Source organism: Achromobacter sp. SIMBA_011 (assembly GCF_046535435.1).
Taxonomy (GTDB): Bacteria; Pseudomonadota; Gammaproteobacteria; order Burkholderiales; family Burkholderiaceae_B; genus Achromobacter; species Achromobacter dolens.
Window position 1 is genome coordinate 491,195 of sequence record NZ_JAWRWN010000001.1, and the last position, 20,882, is coordinate 512,076.

At 66.1% G+C, this 20,882-nt stretch carries 20 protein-coding genes; 12 read left to right on the forward strand and 8 right to left on the reverse strand.

The annotated features are described in order from the left end of the window. Positions 1 to 59: 59 nt before the first annotated feature. The 5 genes from SB816_RS02305 (at position 60) to SB816_RS02325 (ending at position 4,233) form a co-directional block, all read left to right on the forward strand. Positions 60 to 1,244: an MFS transporter gene (locus SB816_RS02305; protein WP_054500255.1), complete on the forward strand. Its 1,185-nt coding sequence runs from the start codon at positions 60 to 62 to the stop codon at positions 1,242 to 1,244. Positions 1,245 to 1,526: 282 nt separating this feature from the next. Further along, complete coding sequence (gene ssb, locus SB816_RS02310) at positions 1,527 to 2,048, forward strand: single-stranded DNA-binding protein (protein WP_026382027.1); 522 nt, start codon at positions 1,527 to 1,529, stop codon at positions 2,046 to 2,048. A 772-nt stretch (positions 2,049 to 2,820) separates the two neighbouring features. Then, positions 2,821 to 3,126, forward strand: a complete 306-nt coding sequence (locus SB816_RS02315; RefSeq protein ID WP_054500256.1) for a DUF4148 domain-containing protein — start codon at positions 2,821 to 2,823, stop codon at positions 3,124 to 3,126. A gap of 80 nt (positions 3,127 to 3,206) precedes the next feature. After that, positions 3,207 to 3,512: a DUF4148 domain-containing protein gene (locus SB816_RS02320; RefSeq protein ID WP_054500257.1), complete on the forward strand. Its 306-nt coding sequence runs from the start codon at positions 3,207 to 3,209 to the stop codon at positions 3,510 to 3,512. 130 nt (positions 3,513 to 3,642) lie between these two features. Further along, complete coding sequence (locus tag SB816_RS02325) at positions 3,643 to 4,233, forward strand: TetR/AcrR family transcriptional regulator (RefSeq protein ID WP_064523974.1); 591 nt, start codon at positions 3,643 to 3,645, stop codon at positions 4,231 to 4,233. Between the two features lie 89 nt (positions 4,234 to 4,322). Here the strand turns inward: SB816_RS02325 and SB816_RS02330 are convergent, their stop codons facing one another. The 3 genes from SB816_RS02330 to SB816_RS02340 all read right to left on the reverse strand — a co-directional run bounded on the left by SB816_RS02330 (position 4,323) and on the right by SB816_RS02340 (position 8,404). After that, positions 4,323 to 5,177, reverse strand: a complete 855-nt coding sequence (locus SB816_RS02330) for an isochorismatase family protein (protein ID WP_144656129.1) — start codon at positions 5,175 to 5,177, stop codon at positions 4,323 to 4,325. A gap of 309 nt (positions 5,178 to 5,486) precedes the next feature. After that, entirely contained in the window at positions 5,487 to 6,104 is a 618-nt protein-coding gene (locus SB816_RS02335; protein WP_064523978.1) for a TetR/AcrR family transcriptional regulator, read from the reverse strand. Between the two features lie 125 nt (positions 6,105 to 6,229). After that, positions 6,230 to 8,404 (reverse strand): malate synthase G, encoded by a 2,175-nt coding sequence (locus SB816_RS02340; protein ID WP_064523982.1) that lies wholly within the window; start codon positions 8,402 to 8,404, stop codon positions 6,230 to 6,232. Positions 8,405 to 8,641: 237 nt separating this feature from the next. Here SB816_RS02340 and glcC point away from each other — a divergent pair, with 237 nt between their 5' ends. Continuing rightward, a complete protein-coding gene (glcC, locus tag SB816_RS02345; protein WP_054430861.1) occupies positions 8,642 to 9,400 on the forward strand; it encodes a transcriptional regulator GlcC in 759 nt (252 codons plus the stop codon). Positions 9,401 to 9,481: 81 nt separating this feature from the next. Here the strand turns inward: glcC and SB816_RS02350 are convergent, their stop codons facing one another. From SB816_RS02350 to SB816_RS02370, 5 genes are all read right to left on the reverse strand, one after another. Continuing rightward, positions 9,482 to 10,600 (reverse strand): saccharopine dehydrogenase family protein, encoded by a 1,119-nt coding sequence (locus SB816_RS02350; protein WP_064523983.1) that lies wholly within the window; start codon positions 10,598 to 10,600, stop codon positions 9,482 to 9,484. A 206-nt stretch (positions 10,601 to 10,806) separates the two neighbouring features. Next, complete coding sequence (locus SB816_RS02355) at positions 10,807 to 11,202, reverse strand: DUF4148 domain-containing protein (protein WP_080977534.1); 396 nt, start codon at positions 11,200 to 11,202, stop codon at positions 10,807 to 10,809. 394 nt (positions 11,203 to 11,596) lie between these two features. Further along, positions 11,597 to 12,007, reverse strand: coding sequence for a DUF1090 domain-containing protein (locus SB816_RS02360; RefSeq protein ID WP_410546463.1), 411 nt, complete (start codon positions 12,005 to 12,007; stop codon positions 11,597 to 11,599). Between the two features lie 71 nt (positions 12,008 to 12,078). Then, positions 12,079 to 13,005: a 4-hydroxybenzoate octaprenyltransferase gene (ubiA, locus tag SB816_RS02365; RefSeq protein ID WP_054500264.1), complete on the reverse strand. Its 927-nt coding sequence runs from the start codon at positions 13,003 to 13,005 to the stop codon at positions 12,079 to 12,081. A 100-nt stretch (positions 13,006 to 13,105) separates the two neighbouring features. Beyond that, positions 13,106 to 14,308: a PLP-dependent aminotransferase family protein gene (locus SB816_RS02370; RefSeq protein WP_054500265.1), complete on the reverse strand. Its 1,203-nt coding sequence runs from the start codon at positions 14,306 to 14,308 to the stop codon at positions 13,106 to 13,108. Positions 14,309 to 14,476: 168 nt separating this feature from the next. Between SB816_RS02370 and SB816_RS02375 the strand changes: the two genes are divergently transcribed. From SB816_RS02375 to SB816_RS02400, 6 genes are all read left to right on the forward strand, one after another. Then, positions 14,477 to 14,962: a GAF domain-containing protein gene (locus SB816_RS02375; protein WP_049077169.1), complete on the forward strand. Its 486-nt coding sequence runs from the start codon at positions 14,477 to 14,479 to the stop codon at positions 14,960 to 14,962. Between the two features lie 308 nt (positions 14,963 to 15,270). Continuing rightward, entirely contained in the window at positions 15,271 to 16,164 is an 894-nt protein-coding gene (gene dapA / locus SB816_RS02380) for a 4-hydroxy-tetrahydrodipicolinate synthase (protein ID WP_049077167.1), read from the forward strand. Between the two features lie 124 nt (positions 16,165 to 16,288). Beyond that, complete coding sequence (locus SB816_RS02385) at positions 16,289 to 17,065, forward strand: sterol desaturase family protein (protein ID WP_054500268.1); 777 nt, start codon at positions 16,289 to 16,291, stop codon at positions 17,063 to 17,065. Next, positions 17,049 to 17,957 carry a fatty acid desaturase gene (locus SB816_RS02390; RefSeq protein ID WP_054419900.1) on the forward strand — a complete coding sequence of 303 codons (909 nt, stop codon included), beginning with the start codon at positions 17,049 to 17,051 and terminating at the stop codon, positions 17,955 to 17,957. The genes SB816_RS02385 and SB816_RS02390 overlap by 17 nt, the downstream gene beginning before the upstream one ends. Positions 17,958 to 17,992: 35 nt before the next feature. After that, positions 17,993 to 19,924 (forward strand): StlD/DarB family beta-ketosynthase, encoded by a 1,932-nt coding sequence (locus SB816_RS02395; RefSeq protein WP_054500269.1) that lies wholly within the window; start codon positions 17,993 to 17,995, stop codon positions 19,922 to 19,924. Continuing rightward, a complete protein-coding gene (locus SB816_RS02400; RefSeq protein ID WP_054500270.1) occupies positions 19,921 to 20,817 on the forward strand; it encodes a DUF6999 family protein in 897 nt (298 codons plus the stop codon). Before SB816_RS02395 ends, SB816_RS02400 begins: the two co-directional genes overlap by 4 nt. The last annotated feature ends 65 nt before the right edge of the window (positions 20,818 to 20,882 follow it).

Below are 20,882 nucleotides of genomic sequence, written 5' to 3' on the forward strand. Positions count from 1 at the left end.
AGACCGCCAGCGCATGACATTCACGCGCGAACGGCCCTCGTCATCGTTGAAAATTCCGCATGCCGGCAGACACGAAACTGAAATTGACCCCTTCCGAGCGCCGTGCCAGCGTGGCGCTGGCCGGTTTGTTCGCCGCGCGGATGCTGGGGTTGTTCCTGTTGCTGCCGGTGTTCGCCGTGGCCGCCCGCGGCCTGCCCGGGGGGGATGACCCCGCCCGCGTCGGCCTGGCGCTGGGTATGTACGGCCTGACCCAGGCGTTCATGCAAATTCCCTTCGGGCTGGCGTCGGACCGCTGGGGCCGCCGGCCGGTGGTGCTGTTCGGCCTGCTGCTGTTCGTGGCGGGCAGCGTGGTCTGCGCGCAGGCCGACGACGTGTTCTGGATCACCATCGGTCGCGCCATCCAGGGGGCCGGGGCCATTTCGGCCGCCGTGACCGCCTGGCTGGCCGACGCCACCCGTGACGAGGTGCGCACCCGCGCAATGGCCATGGTGGGCGGCTCGATCGGCCTGTCGTTCGCCGCGTCGCTGGTGCTGTCGCCGCTGCTGGTGGGCTGGTGGGGGTTGTCGGGCCTGTTCTGGACCATCGCCTGTCTGGGCGTGGTGTGCCTGGCGGTGGCGCGCTGGGTGGTGCCGGTGGTGCCGCGTACGCAGGCCCGCAGCATGCAGGCCGCCAGTCCGCGCCAGGTGCTGACCCATGCCGACCTGCTGCGGCTGAATTTCGGCGTGTTCGTGCTGCACCTGATCCAGGTGTCGCTGTTCGTCGTGGTGCCGGCGTTGCTGGCCAAAGTTGGCGGCCTGGATGCGCGTGAGCTCTGGAAGGTGTATCTGCCTGTGATCCTGGTGTCGTTCGTGCTGATGGTGCCGGTGGTGTTCGTGGCGGAAAAGCGCCGCGCCCACCGGGGCGCCTTGCGCGCCGCCGTGGCCGGCCTGGTGTTGGTGTGCGCGCTGCTGCCGGCGGCCAGCCACGGCTTTTACACCCTGGCGGCGGCGCTGACCGGCTTCTTCGTGGCCTTCAACGTACTGGAGGCGCTGCAGCCTTCGCTGGTGTCTCGGGTGGCGCCGCAGGCCTACAAGGGCCTGGCGCTGGGCTTCTACAACACTGCCCAGGCCGCAGGCCTGTTCACCGGCGGCGCATTGGGCGGCTGGATCGCCTCGCATTCCGGCCCCGGTGCGGTGTTCGTCGGCGCCGCGGTGCTGGCCGCCGTCTGGCTGGCCGTGACGTGGGCGCTCAAGCCGCTGGCCTAGAAGACCGCGGTCGGCGAAAGTCGCGGATCGCGCCGCCAACGGTGTCCAACAGCGGTGAAATCGTTTCCCTGGACGGATGGCTTTGTCACCAATCGGGTTTGGCGCGCCAGACGCTTTTCGTCGATAATAGAAGGCAAATTAGGGCTTCACCGGCGTCGCCGGTCATCGCTGCGATGACCGGCGAGTTTCATGAAGCCGGTCTTCAACATCGCTATTTATGTTGTTGCCGGCGCGCTCGCGGCAACGCGTGGCACAGGCTGTCAACAACAGAGGGACAACGGCATGGCATCGGTTAACAAAGTCATTCTCGTGGGCAACCTGGGTCGCGACCCGGAAGTCCGCTACAGCCCCGACGGGGCCGCAATCTGCAACATGTCCATCGCCACCACCTCCACCTGGAAGGACAAGGCATCGGGCGAGCGCCGCGAAGAAACCGAATGGCACCGCGTGGTCATGTACAACCGCCTGGCCGAAATCGCCGGCGAATACCTGAAGAAGGGCCGCTCGGTCTACATCGAGGGCCGCCTGAAGACTCGCAAGTGGCAGGACAAGGACACTGGCGCTGACCGCTACAGCACCGAAATCGTGGCCGACCAGATGCAGATGCTGGGCGGCCGCGAAGACGGCGGCGGCGGTGGCGGCAGCTACGGCGGTGGCGGCGGCTACGACGACGCGCCCGCGCGCCAGCCGCAGCAGCGCGCCCCGGCACAGCGCCCGGCGCCGCAGCAGCGTCCCGCGCCCCAGGCAGCGCCCGCCGGCGGCGGCGCCAACCTGGCCGACATGGACGACGATATTCCGTTCTGATCGCGTCTTCCGCGGCGGTTCACGAACAAAGCCCGGCAAGCCTTGCGCTTGCCGGGCTTTGTGCCGTTTGGGCGCCGCCACGGCCGCGCTGCTGTGGGAAACCGCTGTTTTTCCAGGGAAATCTCGCTATCTATCCACAGGCTGTACACAGCATTTCAACAGCTTGCCCACTGGTTTTCGGGCCTTGTCCACCGTTTGTTCACAGGGTCTGCCAGACAGGTCCCTTGCCTGCCCGGGCCGGCGTGACGGCAGATCAACCCGCAGGATTTCGGATCCGGACTTCGCCACCGGCATGCAAGCCGCGCGTAGACTCGATCTGCAGGCAACAGAGGGGGCTTGCCGGCTCCAGGCTGCACACAGCATATAACACAGCTTGTGCACCGTGATTCGGGGCTTTTCCACAGCTTTTCAACAAGGGGGCGAAAGGGCGCATTCCGACCTCGCTGCAGCGGCTTGATGTTCCCCATCTGGGGCTGGGGCACCCGCGAGGCATGCCACGGTGACGGAGCGGCCGAAGGGGAAGAGAGGGCCTAGGAGGGCATGAGGAGAAAAAGCGCAGCTAGGCAGAATGAAATATTTAGTTTCATAAAAGCCTCTTGCGCTATCTATCTAGTAGTAGGTAAGATTCATCCATCGACGCAGCACCCAGCAACACCGCCGCGCCGCCCCAAACCAGAAATACAGTAGCACCCCTTTTTTATTTGCCGTGTTGTCTACCTATAAGTAGATAGTTTAAACGAAACATCCTCATCATCGTTATCTGGAGATCATCATGAAGACCCTCGTATCCGCCCTGATCCTGTCCGCTTCCTTCATCGGCGCCGCCCAAGCCGGCGAACTGGACTACCCGCCCGCCCTGAACACCCAAAGCACGGTGACGCGCGCCCAGGTGCAGCAAGAACTGGCTGCCGCCCGCGCCAACGGTGAACTGGCGACGACCGAAGAAGGCTATGCCGCGACTACGTTCGCCAGCGCCGGTGACAAGAGCCGTGCCCAGGTGAAGCAGGAACTGGCCGCCGCCCGTGCTCAAGGCCTGACCGACAGCGGCGAACTGGATTACCCGCCCGTTCAAGGCTGATCTTTTTCGACCACATGCCTATCTATACATAGATAGCTTTTCCGAACTGTAGTACCCAATCCTTTTTCCGGAGATCCACCATGAAGACCCTCGTGTCCGCCCTGATTCTCACCGCCTCGTTCCTGGGCGCCGCCCACGCCGGTGAGCTGGACTATCCGCCCGCCGCGGACACCCAAAGCACGGTGACCCGAGTCCAGGTGCAGCAAGAACTGGCCGCCGCCCGTGCCAACGGCGAACTGGCCAGCGGTGAAGAAGGCTACGCCGCCACCGCCTTCGCCAGCGCGGGCGACAAGAGCCGCGCCCAGGTGAAGCAGGAGCTGGCCGCCGCCCGCGCCCAAGGCCTGACCGAAAGCGGCGAGCTGGACTACCCGCCCGTGCAAGGCTGAGTTCGATGACGGCCACTGCGAACCTCGGGGGGCGGGATCATTCCCGGCCGGGGTTCGCACGGTTGCATCGGATCTGCGCCTAGGGATACCGCCGATGACGAACCGACCTATTAGTAGGTAATATTCAGCCATGGACACTCCGACCCCCAACACCACCCGCGACCAGCTCCTGGCCCACGCCGAGAAGCTGATCCGTACCCGCGGTTGCAACGGCTTCAGTTATCGCGATCTGGCCGAGCATGTGGGCGTGAAGACGTCCAGCATCCACTACTACTTTCCTGGCAAGGACGACCTGCTCTACGAGGCCGTTGAAGCCTACAGCGCCCGCGCCCTGGCGTCGGTGCGCAGCATCGACACCGCGCAGCCGGCCCACGCCCAACTCGACGCCTATCTGTCGATGATGGAGTCGAAGGCCTGCGGCCACGGCGAACTGTGCCTGGGCGGCATGCTGGCCGCCGAAATGATGAGCCTGCCCGACCGCGTACGCGGCGCGCTGCAGGGATTCTTCCGTGCGCACGAAGCCTGGTTGACCCGGGTATTGGCGCAAGGCGCCCAAGAAGGCACCCTGAAATTCTCGGGCACCGCTGAAGCGGCCGGCCGGGCGGTCTTCGCCACGGTGCAGGGCTGCATGCTGGTTGCACGCCTGTTCCAGGCGCCGCCGGCCCTGTGCGAGGCGATCAGCGCCCTGTACGTCGAGTGCCAGGACAAGCCCGCCGCCTGATTCACCGGCTTTGCCATCGCCACACGGCCGCAACGCGCACGCGTGCGGCCGTTGTCATTTGATCGCCGCGGCTTGCGGCGTCGCCGGCCTCAAGCCAGAGCGCGCGCCATGTCCACGCTGCTGCGCGCCTGCATGCCGAGGTCGCGCATGCGCTGCAGGAACCCGGATTGCGCATCCGCGAAGCCCGTGACCGGGCTGATGCAGTCGGTCAGCAGCACCACGCGCGACAGGTTGCCGCCGGGCAGGTGCTCGGCGATGTGTTCGACCGTGGCCTTGACGCAATGGCTGCCGGCCACGCCCGCGACGATGATGAGGTCGGAACGGTCCAGCGAATCGAGCAGCTTGCGGTTGAGCTGGCTGCGCGGGTCGTCGGCATCCGGCACCTCGGCCATCAGTGCGCTGTAGTGCTCGGTCCACGGATTGGCGCCCTTGGGAACCTTGCGCACGATGTATTGGCGTTCGTCCTCCCAGCGGCCATAGGCGGCGCGCACGTCCGGATGGATGTTGTGGCCCCACGTGCCGATCTCGCAGTGCACCGGCCAGACCATCAGCGTGTAGCGGCCGCGCGCCTCCAATTCATCCAGATACGACAGTGTCCGCGGCAGGTCGTCGACGTGGCGGGGCTCGAAGGCGCCCGAGCGCACCTGGCCGGCGGTGATGGGGGTGAAGGGCGCCACCGGCCGGCCATCGCCGCTACGCCAGAAGGTCGGATGGGCGATGTCGAGCCGATGGTGCGAATCCAGCGTGACGGTGATGGCCGACAGCGCGGGCGCGGTGGCATCGATGAAGCGCGCCAGCCGTTGCATGTCGGCATGTGCGCCCGGCACAGGCAGTGCGGGCGCGACTGCCTGGCCCGTCAGCGGATCGACGGGCAGGTATTGCGCGGGGAGGTCGCAGAAATCGTTCTGCGGATCGATGATCAGTAGGTGAACGGAGCGCGACATGGGGCAGTGACGGGGAGTGAAGGTGAAATATAGACCGGGATGCGCGCCGCGGGCGAGCGCCACGCGCCGGTCCGCCCCGCAAGCCGGCCAGCCCGCCGATGGGCGCGCCTAGAACAGCACCAGATGCTGCGGCTGGTCCGGTAACTGACGCAGGAGGGCGCGCCACATCAGCCAGAGACGCGCCAGCGCCGCAATGAAGACGGCCCCACCGATGTATAAGACCATGACTTCGTTCCCCTTTTAAAAATCGCACGATCGTGCGAAATTAGCCGAAAAAATGCCGGCCCATGCCGGCGTCCGTTGCAACGGCTACGCGATGTACTTGAAGCTGCGATATGTGGAAATCAGCCGCTCGTAGGCGTCCCGCACCCGTTCACGGGCGCGTGGATCGCGCAGGAAACGGGCGTCATGCATCAGCCCGATCATCAGGCTGTATACCTCGAACACCAGTTGTTCCGGATCGGTGTCCGGCCGCAAGTGGCCTTCTTCCAACGCCTGGCCGACCGTGCGCACCATGGTGGCGCGCCAGCGCTTGAGGCGCTCTTCCAGCACCGCCCGCAAGGGCGACTCGACGTCGTCGAACTCGAAAGCGCCCGCCACGTAGATGCAGCCGGTCAGCAACTCGACATTGCAGGCGCGATCGATCCATAGCGTGACGAGCGCGTTCAGCCGCGGCAGGCCGCGGGGTTGGGCCATGGCGGGCGTGAAGACGGCCGCCACGAAACGGCGGTCGTATTCCTCGAGCACGGCCTGCTGCAGGGCCTCGCGCGATCCCACCCGCGAGAAAACGCCGCTCTTGCTGATGCCCAGGCGCTTGGCCAACTGACCGAGCGACAGGCTCTCCAGCCCCTGGGCGGCGGCCATGTCGAGGGCCGCGTCCACGATGGCCGCGAAGGTCAGCTCGCTTTTTTCGGTCTTGGCAGTCATGGCGCGAATTTAGCACGACTGTGCGAAAAATGCGCGTTTATCGCGCCGGGTCGGGGCGGCGCCAAAAAAAGCGGGCAGCCTGGGCTGCCCGCCGTTCGGGTGTTGCGCCCGGTGGGGCGCTCGACTCAGGCCTGCGCGGCCTTGAATTCCAGGCGGAACTTGTGCAGCAACGGCTCGGTGTAGCCGTTGGGCTGGGTCAGGCCTTCGAAGACCAGCGCGCACGCCGCCTTGAACGCCAGCGAGCCATCGAAATTGCCGGCCATCGGCAGGTAATGGGGATCGCCGGCGTTCTGGCCGTCCACCACCTTGGCCATGCGCTGGAAAGTCTCCATGACCTGCTCCCGGTTGGTCACCCCGTGGCGCAGCCAGTTGGCGATGTGCTGGCTCGAAATACGCAGCGTGGCGCGGTCTTCCATCAGGCCGACGTTGTGGATGTCTGGCACCTTGGAGCAGCCCACGCCCTGGTCGATCCAGCGGACCACGTAGCCCAGGATGCCCTGCACGTTGTTGTCCAGTTCCTGCTGGATGTCGGCGGCGGACCATTTGGCGCGGTCGCCCACCGGCACCGTCAGCAGGCCGGCCAGCAGTTCGTCGCGCACGCTGTCGAGCCTGGTGCGTTCCAGTTCCTGCTGGACCGCCTGCACGTCCACCTGGTGGTAGTGCAGCGCGTGCAGCGTGGCGGCCGTGGGCGACGGCACCCAGGCGGTATTGGCGCCGGCCTTGGGATGGGCGATCTTCTGTTCGAGCATGGCGGCCATCAGGTCGGGCATGGCCCACATGCCCTTGCCGATCTGCGCGCGGCCGCGCAGGCCGGCGTCCAGGCCGACCAGCACGTTGTTGCGCTCGTAGGCGGTGATCCAGGCGGTGGACTTCATGTCGCCCTTGCGCAGCATGGGGCCGGCTTCCATGCTGGAATGCATCTCGTCGCCGGTGCGGTCGAGGAAGCCGGTGTTGATGAACGCCACGCGCGACGCCGCAGCCTGGATGCAGGCCTTCAGATTGATGCTGGTGCGGCGCTCTTCATCCATGATGCCCATTTTCAGGGTGTTGCGCGGCAGGCCCAGCAGGTCCTCGACGCGATCGAACAGCTCGCTGGCGAACGCGGCCTCGACCGGGCCGTGCATCTTGGGCTTGACGATGTAGACCGAGCCGGTGCGCGAATTGAGCCTGCGCTCGCGATCCTGCAGCGCCGCCAGGCTGGTGACCACGGCGTCGAGGATGCCCTCGGGGATCTCCTGGCCGTCGCGGTCCAGCACCGCCGGGTTGGTCATGAGGTGGCCGACGTTGCGCACGAACATCAGCGAGCGGCCATGCAGCGTCAGCGCCGAACCGTCAGGACGCGTGTACTGGCGATCGGCGTTGAGCTTGCGGGTGAAGGTCTTGCCGCCTTTGGTGACCTCCTCGGTCAGGTCGCCCTTCATCAGGCCCAGCCAGTTGCGATAGATGTGGACCTTGTCTTCGGCGTCGACCGCGGCGACCGAGTCCTCGCAGTCCATGATGGTGGTCAGCGCGGCCTCAACCAACACATCCTTGACGCCGGCGGCGTCGGTGGCGCCGATGCTGTGGGCGCGATCGATCTGGATTTCGAAATGCAGGCCGTGGTTCTTGAGCAGGATGGCCGTGGGCGCGCCGGCGTCGCCCTGGTAGCCGGTGAACTGGCTCGGCGTCTTGAGCGTGGTGGCGCCGTTCGACAGCGCAATCTTCAACTGGCCGTTCTCGACCGAGTAGCCGCGGGCCTCCGCGTGCGAGCCTTGTGCCAATGGCGCGGCGGTGTCGAGGAACTGGCGAGCGCGGGCGATGACCGCGCGGCCGCGCTCGGGGTTGTAGCCGGCGCCGTTGTCGCCCGGCGTGGCGGGAATCGCGTCGGTGCCGTAGAGCGCGTCGTACAGGCTGCCCCAGCGCGCGTTGGCCGCGTTCAGCGCGTAGCGCGAATTGGACATCGGCACGACCAATTGCGGGCCGGCTTGCTGCGAGATTTCGGTATCGACATTGTCGGTGGTGGCGCGCACGGAAGCCGGCTGCGGCAGCAGGTAACCGATGCCTTCCAGGAACTGGCGGTATGCGGCCGGATCGACGATCGGGCCAGGATGGGCGCGATGCCAGGCGTCGAGTTCGGCCTGCAGGCGGTCGCGTTCGGCCAGCAGGGCGCGGTTCTTGGGCGCCAGGTCATGCACCAGGGCCGAGAATCCCTTCCAGAACGCGTCGACGTCCAGCCCGGAGCCGGGCAACGCTTCCTTTTCGATGAACTGGCTGAGATTGGCCGCCACTTGCAGGCCGTGGTGCTGGGTGCGTTGAGTCATGCGGATCTCTGACGGTAGTAGGTCTGGGCGGCGCGGGCGCCGGGCGAATCGGTCCTGACATCATCGTTCGCACCTGACCCAAAGTCCATATCAAAAACCGCTGGTCATACCAGTTTATTTGGCGGCGGTTCGGCAAACATCGTTTTTTTATGGTTCTATATCAGTAACTTACAAAAGCCGGGAGCGACGGATCAATGATGGCTGTGGCATGGTCATACCACTGGTCCGGAAAACGCAATGCATGCGGAAACTGAAGCGAAACCCCGCCAGGTGGCGGACGAGGTGGCCGAGCGCATCGAGCGCCTGATCCTGGACGGCGTCCTGAAAGCGGGCCAGGCCTTGCCATCGGAACGGCGCCTGACGGAAAAACTGGGCGTGTCTCGCACCGCGCTGCGCGAAGGGCTCAAGCTGCTGCGCGCGCGCGAGATCATCCATACCTCGCAGGGCAAAGGCTCGTTCGTGGCCCGCATTTCCAAGGTGGACGCGGGGCCGCTGATGCATCTGTTCAATTCGCAGCCGCGCACCCTGTATGACCTGCTGGAAGTGCGCTCGCTGCTGGAGGCGGATTCGGCGCGGCTGGCGGCGTTGCGCGGCACCGAGGCCGACTTCATCATGATCCGCCGTCGCTACGACGACATGGTCAACACGCAGGCCGCGGATACCGCCACGCACGCGCACCTGGACCACGCCTTTCACCTGGCGATCTGCGAGGCCTCGCACAACCCGGTACTGGTGCACACGCTGCAGTCGCTCAACGACCTGATGCTCGGTTCGGTGTTCGCCTGTGTGAACAACCTTTACCACCGCGAGCCCGAAAAGCGCCAGATCGACAAGCAGCACGCGCGGCTCTTCAACGCCGTGATCGGCCGCCAGCCGGAGCAGGCGCGCCGCGCCGCGGCCGATCACGTCGACAGCGTGCGGCAGAACCTGGCCGAGATCGAACAGGAAGAGCAACGCCTGGTGCGGGCGACGCTGCGCCTGGAAGGGTGGACCTGAACGCCGCGGCGCGGACCCGCGCGGGCCTATGACCGGCCCGCTGCGCGATGAAGCCGCGCGCGCCGCGGCGTGCCGCCAGGCTCAGCGGTCTTCGGTCACGGCGCCGGCCAGGGCCAGCGGCTTGCCGGCATAAACGCGGCCAAAGCGGTTGGCCAGCAGAGCCTCGAGCGAGATCTGTTCCTGGCCCACGAAGCCGCGCTGCGGCAGCACCCCCTGGGCGACGAGATCCAGCGCCGCGCAGATGCCTGCCGCCGTCGATAACTGGATGGCGCTGAGCCGGTGGCCGTCGACGTCGGCGCCGAACACGCGTATGGGGTAGGACTCTTCTTCCAGCCGGCCGTGGCGGTGACCCGAGGCCTGCGCCTGGATGACGATGACGTCCTGTTCGGTGGTGGGAATCGCGGTCTCGAAGATATCCTTGAGCAGGTCGCGGCGATCGCGCAGGCGCAGATCGTTCAGCAGCAGCTTCATCAGGTTGCAGTGCCCGGGGTAGCGCACCGACTTGTAGTCCACGTTGCGGGCGCGTCCCAGCAGGGTCGCGGGCAACGTGCCCAGGCCGCCCGAAGTGTTGAAGGCCTCGTACTCGACCCCGTCGAGCGCGAAGGTCTCGTAGCCTTCAAGCGCAGGCACGCTGGTGAGTTGGCCGTCGACGATGGCCTCGCACGGATTGCAGTATTCATTGATCAACCCTTCCGTGCTCCAGGTCAGGTTGTAGCGCAGACTGTTGGACGGGTAGCGCGGCAACGCGCCCACGCGCATGCGCAGGTCCAGCAAGGTGTCGAAGCGCCGCGCCAGCGCATGGCCGACGATGCCGATGAAGCCCGGCGCCAGGCCGCATTGCGGCATCAGCACCGCGCGGGCGTCGCCGGCCAGCGCCTGGATGGCATGGGTGCTGGCGACATCTTCGGTCAGGTCGAAATAGTGCACGCCGGCCTGACTGCACAGTTGCGCGACCGCGATGGCGCGATGGAACGGCAGGGCGTTGACGACCGCGTAGCGGCCCTCGAGGCAGCGGGCCAGCGAGGCGTCGTCGCTGATCTGGCGCGTCTCGCAACCCAGTTCCGCGACAGCGCGCAGCCGCGCCGGATCCTGGTCGGCCACCAGGACCGAATAGTCGCCGCTGCGCTCGAGCATCAGGGCGATGGCGAAACCGATCTTGCCGGCGCCCAGGAGGAGGATGGGCTTGGGGGAGGGGGACATGGTGCGGCTCCTGCATAGAGGGGGATGGGTTGGCCTCATCCTATGCGCGGGCGCTGTCGATTTGTAGATGCCAAAGCGTCGAAACGGCTATCAGTAACGTCGTTATGACTTAATAGCCGATCGAAACGTCAAAAGAAAAGCCCCCCGGGTGAGGCCGGAGGGCTTTTGGGGGGCGATTGCCAGGGCCTGGAAGCCAGGCCGTGCAATCAGCTGCCCATGGGGGGGTAGTCCATGTTGCCGAAGGTGACCAGGCCTTCCGCCTTGGCTTGGGCCAGTTCGGTCTGGACCTGGCTGCGGCTCAGCGACGTGGTGCTGGCGGCGTGGGCGACGGGCGGGTAGTCCATGTTGCCGAAGGTGACTTCACCAGCGTTCTTGGCCTGGGCCAGTTGCTCCTGGACTTGCTGCGAGGTCAGGCTGGACTTCTGGGCGATGGCGGCGGGGTAGCCTTCTTCGCCGAAGGTGTATTGGCCGGAAACCTTGGCTTGTTGCAGTTCGGCTTGGACCTGGGCGCGCGTCGGGCCTTGGTCGGCTTCAGCGGCTTGGGCGCCAGCGGCGGCCAGAACGGACATGGACAGCATCAAAGCGGTAGCAAGGGTTTTCATAGCAGACCTCCATATGTCTTGAGCTTGGGATCCGATCCTCTGGCCTGATTGCCGGGGGTCGCTTGCTGTGTCCCGATGAGATGCATTCTCGGCTCAAATTACCTTGGGATAAACCCTTATTACCTGAAAACATCTTTCCAAAATGAATACTAATCAGGCGGGAACTTACCAAATGGCACCATAGGTGGCGATATTTCCATTTGATGACGCAATAGGTAGTGGTCGACGGGGGAGATCGGCGTGGAGCCGCGCGCCTGGACCGCCCAATGGGGCGTTCGCGGGCGCGTCAGGCGTGCCTGGAACAGGCAATAACGAGAGCCCCCGCGTGGCGCAAGCCGGGGGAAAGAGGGCGCGCCCCCGGGACTAGGCCCAGGGGGGCCAGAGGGGCGAGGGATCAGCGGTTCAAATCGGCCAGCGCGGCGTCGTATTCGGCGCGCGCCTCATCCAGCTTGCGCTGGGCCTTGAGGATCTTTTCCTCCTTGCCCTTGGCGCGTGCGGCCTTCAGCTCGTCCTCACGCTCGGCCATCTTGGCCTGCTTGTCGCGTACGTCGGCCTCGCGCTCGGCCTCCAGGCGACTGTCGGTGCAATGCGCTTTGGTTTCTGCCAGCGCTCTCTGCAGGCCCGCGACGCGATGCGAGTTGTTGTGAGCGCGTGCGTAGCTGAGCTCGCGTTCGAGGTGGCAGATCTTGGCGGCGCAGCCGCGTTGCGCCGAGCATTCGGCGTGGTCGTAGGCGTATGCCGGCAGCAGGCCGGACAACGCGCTGGCCGCGGTGGCGGCCAGCAAGGTTTTGGTCAAAGCGGACATGCGGGTCTCCGTAAAACACGTCTCGGAGCGGGCATCATCCCTTAAGCGTGGGGCATCCGCAATGCGCCGGATCAGCCGATCAGGGTGCCCGCGAGCGCCGCCGCGACCAGCATCGCGCCCAGCCAGAGGTTGGCGCGGAACAGCATGAAATTGCGGTCGGGGCGCTGGATGTCGAACACTTTCAACTGCCACGCCAGGTGCACGGCGATCGCCGCCATGCCGACGTAATAGGCCCACGACATGCCGATGGCATAGCCGCCCCAGGCCCACAAAATCACGGTGCCAAGATAGAAGCCGCCGATCCATAACTTGCCCTGGTCGCCGAAGCGCATGGCCGTGGAATGCAGGCCCAGGCTGCGGTCATCGCGCACATCGACGTAGGCATAGATGCTGTCGTAACCCACCTGCCACAGCACCGCGCCGAACCACATCGCGATGGCCGCCAGGGGCACATGGTTCTGCGTATCCGACCACGCCATCAGCATGCCCCAGTTGAAGCAGATGCCCAGCACTACCTGCGGCCAGTAGGTCACGCGCTTGCACAGGGGATAGATGAAAACGAATGGCAGGACGGCCACGGCGAGCCAGCGGCTCATGCCATTCAGGAAGAACAAAAGCGATCCGCAGACCACCAATTGGCCCAATAAAAACCAGACTGCATTACGCATGCTGAGCTGCCCGCTGGTCAGCGGACGGAAGCGGGTGCGTTCGACGTGCTTGTCGAAGTTGCGATCGCACATGTCATTGACGGTGCAGCCGATGCCGCGCATCAGCAGCGCGCCCAGCGAGAACACCACCAGGCGTTGCAGGTCGGGCAGGCCGCCAGCGGCCTGGACCAGCGCGGCGATACAGGGCAGCAGCGTCAGCCAGGTGCCGATGGGGCGATCGAGCCGGCACAGCCGGGCGTAGGGCCGCCACGATTTGGGCAGCCAACGTTCGACCCAGTCGGTGAAAACGATGTCGCTGAGGTCGACGGGAGAGGATTGCGGAGCGCTCACTGTCACGGCGAAAGAAAAGGGAGGAAAGCCGACAGCATAAAACAACGGCCGGGCATCGCGCCCGGCCGTGGGACCGTCAAGCGTGGTCAGGACCCGGTTTTCAGGCCGTGTATTCCTTGAGCAGCTTGCCCAGGATGGCGATGCCGGTGCGGATCTTGTCTTCCGGCACCGTGGCGAAGCTCAGGCGCAGCGTGTTGGCGCGGCTGGCGCCGCTGTAGAACGGCGCGCCCGGCACGAACGCGACGTTCTGGGCGATCGCCTTTTCCAGCAGCTTGGTGCTGTCGATGTGCTCGGGCAGCGTCACCCAGATGAACATGCCGCCTTCGGGCTTGGTCCAACTGACGGTGGCGGGGAATTCGCGGGCGATGGCGTCCAGCATGCAACTGCCCTGGGCGCGGTAGATCTCGCGCACATTGGGCAGGTGCTCTTCGAGGAAGCCGTCCTTGACGATCTCGTACACGGCCATCTGGGTCAGCGTGGGCGTGTGCAGGTCGGTGGCCTGCTTGGCCTGCACCAGCTTGTGGATCAGCGGACGGGCGGCGGCGATGTACCCCAGGCGCAGGCCGGGAGCCAGCACCTTGGAGAACGTGCCCAGGCGCACGACGTTGGCGCCGTACTCGGCGGCCAGCGCGATCAGGCCCGGCTGCGGTTCGCCGGCGTAGCGCAGTTCACCGTAGGGATCGTCCTCGATGATGGTCAGGCCGAGCTCGGCGGCGCGCTTGACCAGCGCGATGCGGCGTTCCAGGCTGAGAGTGCGGCCGGTGGGGTTCTGGAAGTTGGGCAGCGCGTACAGGAAGCGGGCGCCGGCGGCCAGCTCGGGGGTGATGGCCTCGGGAATCAGGCCGCCGTCGTCGGTGGGCACCGGCACGTACTTGGGCTGGTACAGGCTGAACGACTGCAGGGCGCCCAGGTAGCTGGGGTCTTCGACCAGCACCTTGCTGTCCTTGTCGACCAGCACCTTGCCCAGCAGGTCCAGCGCCTGCTGCGAGCCGGACACGATCAGGACCTGGTCGGCGGCGACGTTGGCGCCGGCGCGGTTCAGGTCGTCGGCGACCCATTGGCGCAGCGGCGCGTAACCTTCGGTGGGGCCGTATTGCAAGGCCGCGCGGCCGTTGGTGGACAGTACCTTGTCGAATGCCGCACGCACCACTTCTACCGGGAAGCCGCCGGGCGCCGGCAGGCCGCCTGCGAACGAAATGACTTCGGGCCGCTCGGTGACCTTGAGGATCTCGCGGATGGCGGAGCTGGTGAGTTGCTGGGCGCGTTCGGAAAAGGCGAACGTCGGTTCGAGAGGCTTGTCCATGGTTTGCTTCTTAATCAAGAAGGGGAGTGACGGGGTGATGACAACGGGGCGGTAAAGACGTTACTGCGTAAACTATTGTCCCACAGCGTGGCAAGGCGGCCCCTTTATCGTGGGCAGCCCCTAAAATCACTTGCATCGATAATCGCCTGTACAGTTACATTTAGATATATGTTTGAAGCCGCCCCGATCACCGCCGACTCCAAGGCCGCGCTGTACGCCGAACTGGCCAAGCAGGCCCGCGCCCTGCTTGACGGCGAGCACGACCGCATCGCCAATGCCGCCAACCTGAGCGCGCTGGCCTACCAGGCGCTGCCCGACCTGAACTGGGTCGGGTTCTACCTGTTCGACGGCACCGAGCTGGTGCTGGGCCCGTTCCAGGGCAAGCCGGCCTGCGTGCGCATTCCGCTCAATCGCGGCGTGTGCGGCGCGGCCGCCAGCCAGCGCCAGACGCAATTGGTGCCCGATGTGCACGCGTTCCCCGGCCACATCGCCTGCGACGCGGCCTCGCGTTCCGAGATCGTGGTGCCGCTGGTGCACCAGGGTGAGTTGATCGGCGTGTGGGACGTGGATAGTCCGGTGCCGGACCGTTTCGACGAAGACGATCGCCAGGGCATGGAAGCGCTGTGCGCGATCTTCCTGGCCAGCCTGCGTTGACAGGGGCGCGGCTGCCCGGTAGATTTGCGCATCGGTCGTTCGCGGCCGGTTTCAACCCTTTATTCCATTCATGATTCCTCAGGCCATCCTGTCCGCTTTCCTGTTCCGCGCCCTCGGCGTGGATACGGTTTGCGCCGGCCTGAAATCCAAAAAACAGCCGCTCATCTGACCGGAGCATGCTGTTCCGTCAGATGGGCGACGGAACAGCGGCCTCACGGCGGCGCCACGGCGCCTTCGCGCGCACCCCCTAGTATCCCGAGCACTTCTGTACGGTCCAACCACGGTCCGCTTACACCGAAGGAGTGTTCATGCAAACTCATCAATCCCCGTTCCAAGGCGTCTGGATCCCCCTGGTGACGCCGTTTTCCGGCGGCGCCGTCGATGGCGGGGCCTTGCGCCGCCTGGTGCGCCATTTCAAGGCCGCGGGCGTCGACGGCCTGGTCGTCTGCGGCAGCACGGGCGAAGCCGCGGCGCTCGACGACGCCGAGCAACTGGCTGTGCTGGACGCCGTGCTGAACGAGGCCGGCGCCATGCCGGTGGTGATGGGCCTGGCGGGCAATCACCAGGGGCACGTGCTGCAGCGCCTGGCCGCGTTCGGCACCCGGCCGCTGGCCGGCATCCTGGCGCCGGCGCCGTACTACGTGCGCCCGGGCCAGGACGGCGCGGCCGCTTATTTCCGCAGCCTGGCCGATGCCTCGCGCTTTCCCCTGGTGCTGTACGACATTCCCTATCGCACAGGCACAACGCTGGAGACCGCGACATTGCTGTCGCTGGCCGCGCATCCGAACATCGCCGCGATCAAGGATTGCGGCGGTTCGCTCGACAAGACCCTGGCGCTGATCGCCGACGGCAACATGAACGTGCTGGCGGGCGAGGACCTGCAATCGCTGTCGCTGCTGTGCCTGGGCGGCAGCGGCCTGATCGCGGCGGCGGCGCACATCCGGCCCGATCTGTTCGTGGCCATGTACCAGGCGGTGCGGGCGCAGCAACTGGATCTGGCCCGCAAGCTGTTCCAGGCGCTGGCGCCGGTGATCCAACTGGCGTTCGCCGAACCCAATCCGGGGCCGGTCAAGGCGCAACTGGGGCGCCAGGGGCTGTTGAGCGCGGAGCTGCGCGAGCCGATGCCGGCCGCGAGCGCGGCACTGGCACGGCGCATGGACGCGGCGGTAGCGGGCTTGAACCGGCAGTTTCCCTGCCAATAGGCGCAACTTTGGCCCGGGAGCGGCAGCTTTGTGGCGTCCAGATTCATTTGGTAATAAATGTCTCACCGCGCCGCTGACGGATTGCTTATGATGCGGCCATTCTCCGGGGTGAAACAAAACGTTCATGGCCCAAGCTTTTGTCGCGTTGTCCGCCTGGCAGGTCATGCTGGCGGGCCTGCTGTTCTTCGGCGGCATCTACCTGCTGTTCGGCGCGGCCACCTGGCTGCTGACCCAGCACATCCTGCCGGCGCTGGGCATCGGCCGGCCGCTCGATCCGCGGCCGCTGGCGCCGGGCCAGTTGCGCCGTGAATTCACGCAGTCGGGCGTGTCGATCCTGCTGTTCGGCACCGGCATGATCTTCCCGTGGGGCCTGCTGCAATTGGGTTGGGCGCACCTGGACCCCGACGCCAGTTGGCAGAAGATCACGCTGGAGATCCTGGCGCTGGTGGCCTGGAACGATGTGCATTTCTGGATCAACCACCGGCTGCTGCACACCAAGCTGCTGCGCCGTTTCCACCTGCCGCACCACCGCTCGGTGGTGACCACCCCGTTCTCGACCTACAGCTTCCATCCGATCGAAGCGCTGATGCTGGGCAACGTCATCATGCTGCCGATGGTGCTGCATGATTTCAGCTTCTGGTCGCTGGCGTCGGTGCCGCTGTTCAGCCTGTTCTTCAACTGCATCGGCCACGCCAACTACGACTTCTTTCCCAACGTGTCGTATGCGCACTGGTTTGCGGCGAGCCGCCGGCATCACCTGCACCACGCCTGCTACAACGGCAATTTTGGTTTCCAGTTCACGTTCATGGACCGCCTGTTCCGCACCCGGCTGAAGGCCGAGGCGGCCGCGCCCCAGCTGGAAGCTTTCCGGCAGCGAGAATCGCTTGGCGGACGGGCTTAGCAAGACGCGCCGGCTGCCCGCGCTGCGCAACAGGCGCGATTGGCAGAGCCTGGCCTACCTGGCCGCGCTGCCCGCCCTGGCGGCGTGGCAGTGGCTGCATGGCTTCTGGTGGCCGCTGTACGCGCTGATGCTGTTCCTGACGCTGGGCATCGGCGTGATCCACCACAACCACACGCACATCCGCATGTGGCATGGCCGCTGGGCCAACCGCGCCACCGATTTCTGGATCACGCTGCTGCAGGGGCATCCCACCTTCGTGTTCTACCCGGCGCACGTGGCCAACCACCACCGCTACAAGCATGGCGCGCGCGACGTGGCGCGCACCTATCGCTTTGGCGGCGATACGAATCACCTGTGGGGCTATCTGATCCATCCGGTGCAGGCGGTGTGGGTGCTGTATCCGCTGTTCTTCGCCTGGCTGGGACGGCTGCGCCGGCACTGGCCGGGCGCGTGGCGCTACTGCATGTGCCAGTACGGCGCCTGGCTGGGGCTGTGGGGCGGCCTGCTGGCGATCAATCCGGTCAAGGCGCTGGTGTTCGTCATCATCCCGCAACTGCACGGCCTGCACTGGCTGCTGGCCACCAACTACCTGCAACACGCGCACGCCGATGGCGGACCGCGCGCGGTGGCAGGGTTGAACTACGCCCGCAACTTCGAAGGGCTGGTCAATCCGCTGCTGTTCAACATCGGCTTGCACACCGCGCACCACGAGAATCCGCGCGCGCACTGGGCCGAGCTGACCCGCTTGCATCGCGACCATTACCGGGCCCGCGTGACGCCCGCGTTGAACGAGGGCGGCCTGACGCCGTACATGTTCCGCGTGTTCGTGCTGGGCACCTTCCTGCCGCGCTTTCGCAGCCGCTCGTGCATGGCGCCCGAGCACGTGCGCTAGCGCCGCCACTCCATACCTGCCAAAAGAGACCCGCCATGCCTATCGCGTTCAATCGTGTCTACCTGGAAAGCGCCGGCTATTTCATGCCGGGCGAACCCGTGTCCAACGAGGCCATGGACAGCTACATCGCGCCGCTGAACCGCATGTCCAGCCGCATCAAGAGCCGCATCCTGGCCGAGAACGGCATCAAGCAGCGCTACTACGCGATCGATGCCGAGGGCGCCACCGTCTTCACCAACGCGCAACTGGCCGCCAACGCCATCCGCGATTGCCTGCGGCGCAATGACGGCGACCTGGCGGACGTGTCGCTGCTGACCAGCGGCTCGTCCGGGGGCGACGCGCTGATGCCGGGCTTTGCCAACATGATCCAGGGCGAGCTGGCCGCGCATCCGATGGAGACGCTGTCGGTGCACGGCATCTGCGCCGCGGGCGTGTCGGCGATCCAGGTGGCGGCGCAGGGCGTCGAGATGGGCGGCCATGCCAGCGCGCTGGCGGTCGCGGCCGAGCTGCCGTCGCGCCTGTTCAAGCGCTCGCGCTTTGCCGCGCGTGGTTATGACGCCGACTTCGACGCGCATTTCCTGCGCTGGATGCTGTCCGATGGCGCCGGCGCCTTGCTGCTGGGACGCGGCGGCCGGCCGTTGCCGGGCGCGTCCAAGGGCGTGCGGCTGCGCCTGAAGTGGGTGCACCAGCGCTCGTTCTCGGGCGACTATCCGGTGTGCATGCAACTGGGCCTGTCGGCCGACCGGCAGAAGGGCCACCTGGACTATCCGTCGTGGAACGAGGCCGAGGCCGATGGCGCGCTGTCGCTGCGCCAGGACATCCGCCTGCTGCCGCATCTGTTCGACATCGGCATCCACGAGTACGCCAAGCTGGTGCGCGACGGCTGGCTTGATCCGGACCAGGTCGACCACTTCCTGTGCCATTACTCGTCCGAGAAATTCATTCCGGTGGTCGAGGACCTGATGGAGAAGGCCGGCCTGGTGATCCCGCGCGAGCGCTGGTTCAGCAACCTGGCCTGGCGCGGCAACACCGGCGCGGCGTCGATCCTGATCATGCTGGCCGAGTTCCTGGAAACGCGCGAGATCAAGCCGGGCGAGCAGATCTTCTGCTACATCCCCGAGTCGGGCCGGTTCATGGCGGCCTACATGCTGCTGGAGGCCGAGGCCGCGCATGACGCCGCGCCGTCGGTGGCCGTGGGCGCCACGCCGGCCGCGGCCGGGCGCGAGGACGCCCACAGCGCCGATGCCGACGCCATCGCGCCGCCGCACGATCCGGACATGGCGCCGCAGGGCCTGGGCCAGTTGCTGACCGAACTGGCGGCGATCTGGCACGACTACCGCTCGCGCGTCTGGCGCACGCCGGTGGTGCGGCGCCTGCGCAACCGCCGCTTCGAGACCGCCGACTACCTGAACTGGATGGAGAACTGGATCCCGCAGGTGCGCGAGGGCAGCAAGTGGATGCGCGAAGGCGCGGCCTCGCTGACCGAGCAGTACCAGCCGCTGGCCGCGCTGATCGACATGCACGCCGGCGAGGAGCAGAACGACTTCCAGATCCTGTTCCAGGACTACCGCACGGCCGGCGGCAGCATCGACAACATCGATGCGCTGCGCCGCAACCCCGGCGGCGAGGCGCTCAACGCCTATCTGCACAGCCTGGCCGCCACGCGCGACCCGATCGGCCTCCTGGGCGCCATCTACATCATCGAGGGCACCGGCCAGCGCATCGTGCCGGCCCTGCTGCCGCTGCTCAAGGCCAGCCTGAAGCTGCCGCCGGACGCCTTCCGCTTCCTGGAATACCATGGCCACAACGACGAGAACCACCTGGCGCGCTGGCTGTCGGCCGTGGAGCTGGCGCTGGACTGCGACGAGGACGGCCGCGCCGAGCAGCGTATCGTCGACACCGCGCGACGCACCGCCGCGCTGTACCTGATGCAGTTTCATCACGTGATGGAGGATGACGCCGCATGAACAAGGAACCGGAATTCCTGGCCAAGGGCCACGATCCCGCCGATCCGAGTCCTTGGCTGGCGCTGTACCTGGACCGCAGCACGCCGCTGCCGGACAAGGTCAAGAAGGCCTGGCTGACCGATTCGAGCTGCGGCTCGCGCCAGTACCTGCTGCCGTTCCTGCGGCCGCTGGCGCGCGCCTGCATCATCCTGATCCAGATCATCAAGACCTTCCTGCCGCGCCGCTGGTCGCATTCGCGGCTGCTGCATCGCATCCTGGCGTGGGGCCTGAAGCGCTTCGTCTCGCCTGAGGCCAACTGGCTGATCCTGCGGCACTTCCACCTGGGCGCGCAGATCCTGTCGTTCATCGCGGCCAACTCACCGGTGCGCATCACCACCACGCCGCTCGAACCGATGGAGATCGACGATCTCAAGGACGAACTGTTCGTCAAGCACGACCTGAACCTGTTCAACTTCGTGATCCGGCTGAACCAGGCGTTGCGCGACGCGGGCGTGGAAATGCATGCGCCCGAGCGCGTCGACTTTTCGATGATCCGCGATCCTGATCTGAAGCTTGAGGACATGCCGCAGGGCAAACTGAATTTCCTCGACCTGCAAAGCGCCATCGAGCTGTTCACGCCGCTGTATCAACTGATGCTGACCGACAACGACTTCTGGCGCGCGGCCAATTCGCTGCAACTGGACGAGACCATCGGCATCTACGCGGCCAAATTGCTGGGCGCGCCGCAGCACCTGATCCTGGTCAACAACAGCCATCCGCTGGTGCCCATGTCGACGCTGCGCGCCGGCTACCGGCTGGTGCTGCATGGTCTGTCGACCGAAATGCTGCACAGCCTGCTGATGGAGATGCGCGACGCGCAGCAGGGCGGCGAACCGCCCGCGCCGATCGCCTGAAAAGTAGGCAAATCCTAGCGTTGTCCCTGTAGGGCGGGCCGCCTCCGCTACGCTATAGTGCGACC

Coding starts and splice junctions, on each gene's coding strand:
- SB816_RS02320 (WP_054500257.1), top strand. CDS start 3,207: ATGAAGACCCTCGTGTCCGCCCTGATTCTCACCGCCTCGTTCCTGGGC.
- SB816_RS02395 (WP_054500269.1), top strand. CDS start 17,993: ATGCCTATCGCGTTCAATCGTGTCTACCTGGAAAGCGCCGGCTATTTC.
- ssb (WP_026382027.1), top strand. CDS start 1,527: ATGGCATCGGTTAACAAAGTCATTCTCGTGGGCAACCTGGGTCGCGAC.
- SB816_RS02305 (WP_054500255.1), top strand. CDS start 60: ATGCCGGCAGACACGAAACTGAAATTGACCCCTTCCGAGCGCCGTGCC.
- SB816_RS02335 (WP_064523978.1), bottom strand. CDS start 6,104: ATGACTGCCAAGACCGAAAAAAGCGAGCTGACCTTCGCGGCCATCGTG.
- dapA (WP_049077167.1), top strand. CDS start 15,271: ATGCAAACTCATCAATCCCCGTTCCAAGGCGTCTGGATCCCCCTGGTG.
- SB816_RS02385 (WP_054500268.1), top strand. CDS start 16,289: ATGGCCCAAGCTTTTGTCGCGTTGTCCGCCTGGCAGGTCATGCTGGCG.
- SB816_RS02315 (WP_054500256.1), top strand. CDS start 2,821: ATGAAGACCCTCGTATCCGCCCTGATCCTGTCCGCTTCCTTCATCGGC.
- SB816_RS02370 (WP_054500265.1), bottom strand. CDS start 14,308: ATGGACAAGCCTCTCGAACCGACGTTCGCCTTTTCCGAACGCGCCCAG.
- SB816_RS02355 (WP_080977534.1), bottom strand. CDS start 11,202: ATGAAAACCCTTGCTACCGCTTTGATGCTGTCCATGTCCGTTCTGGCC.
- SB816_RS02360 (WP_410546463.1), bottom strand. CDS start 12,007: ATGTCCGCTTTGACCAAAACCTTGCTGGCCGCCACCGCGGCCAGCGCG.
- SB816_RS02330 (WP_144656129.1), bottom strand. CDS start 5,177: ATGTCGCGCTCCGTTCACCTACTGATCATCGATCCGCAGAACGATTTC.
- SB816_RS02340 (WP_064523982.1), bottom strand. CDS start 8,404: ATGACTCAACGCACCCAGCACCACGGCCTGCAAGTGGCGGCCAATCTC.
- SB816_RS02350 (WP_064523983.1), bottom strand. CDS start 10,600: ATGTCCCCCTCCCCCAAGCCCATCCTCCTCCTGGGCGCCGGCAAGATC.
- SB816_RS02400 (WP_054500270.1), top strand. CDS start 19,921: ATGAACAAGGAACCGGAATTCCTGGCCAAGGGCCACGATCCCGCCGAT.
- glcC (WP_054430861.1), top strand. CDS start 8,642: ATGCATGCGGAAACTGAAGCGAAACCCCGCCAGGTGGCGGACGAGGTG.
- SB816_RS02325 (WP_064523974.1), top strand. CDS start 3,643: ATGGACACTCCGACCCCCAACACCACCCGCGACCAGCTCCTGGCCCAC.
- SB816_RS02375 (WP_049077169.1), top strand. CDS start 14,477: ATGTTTGAAGCCGCCCCGATCACCGCCGACTCCAAGGCCGCGCTGTAC.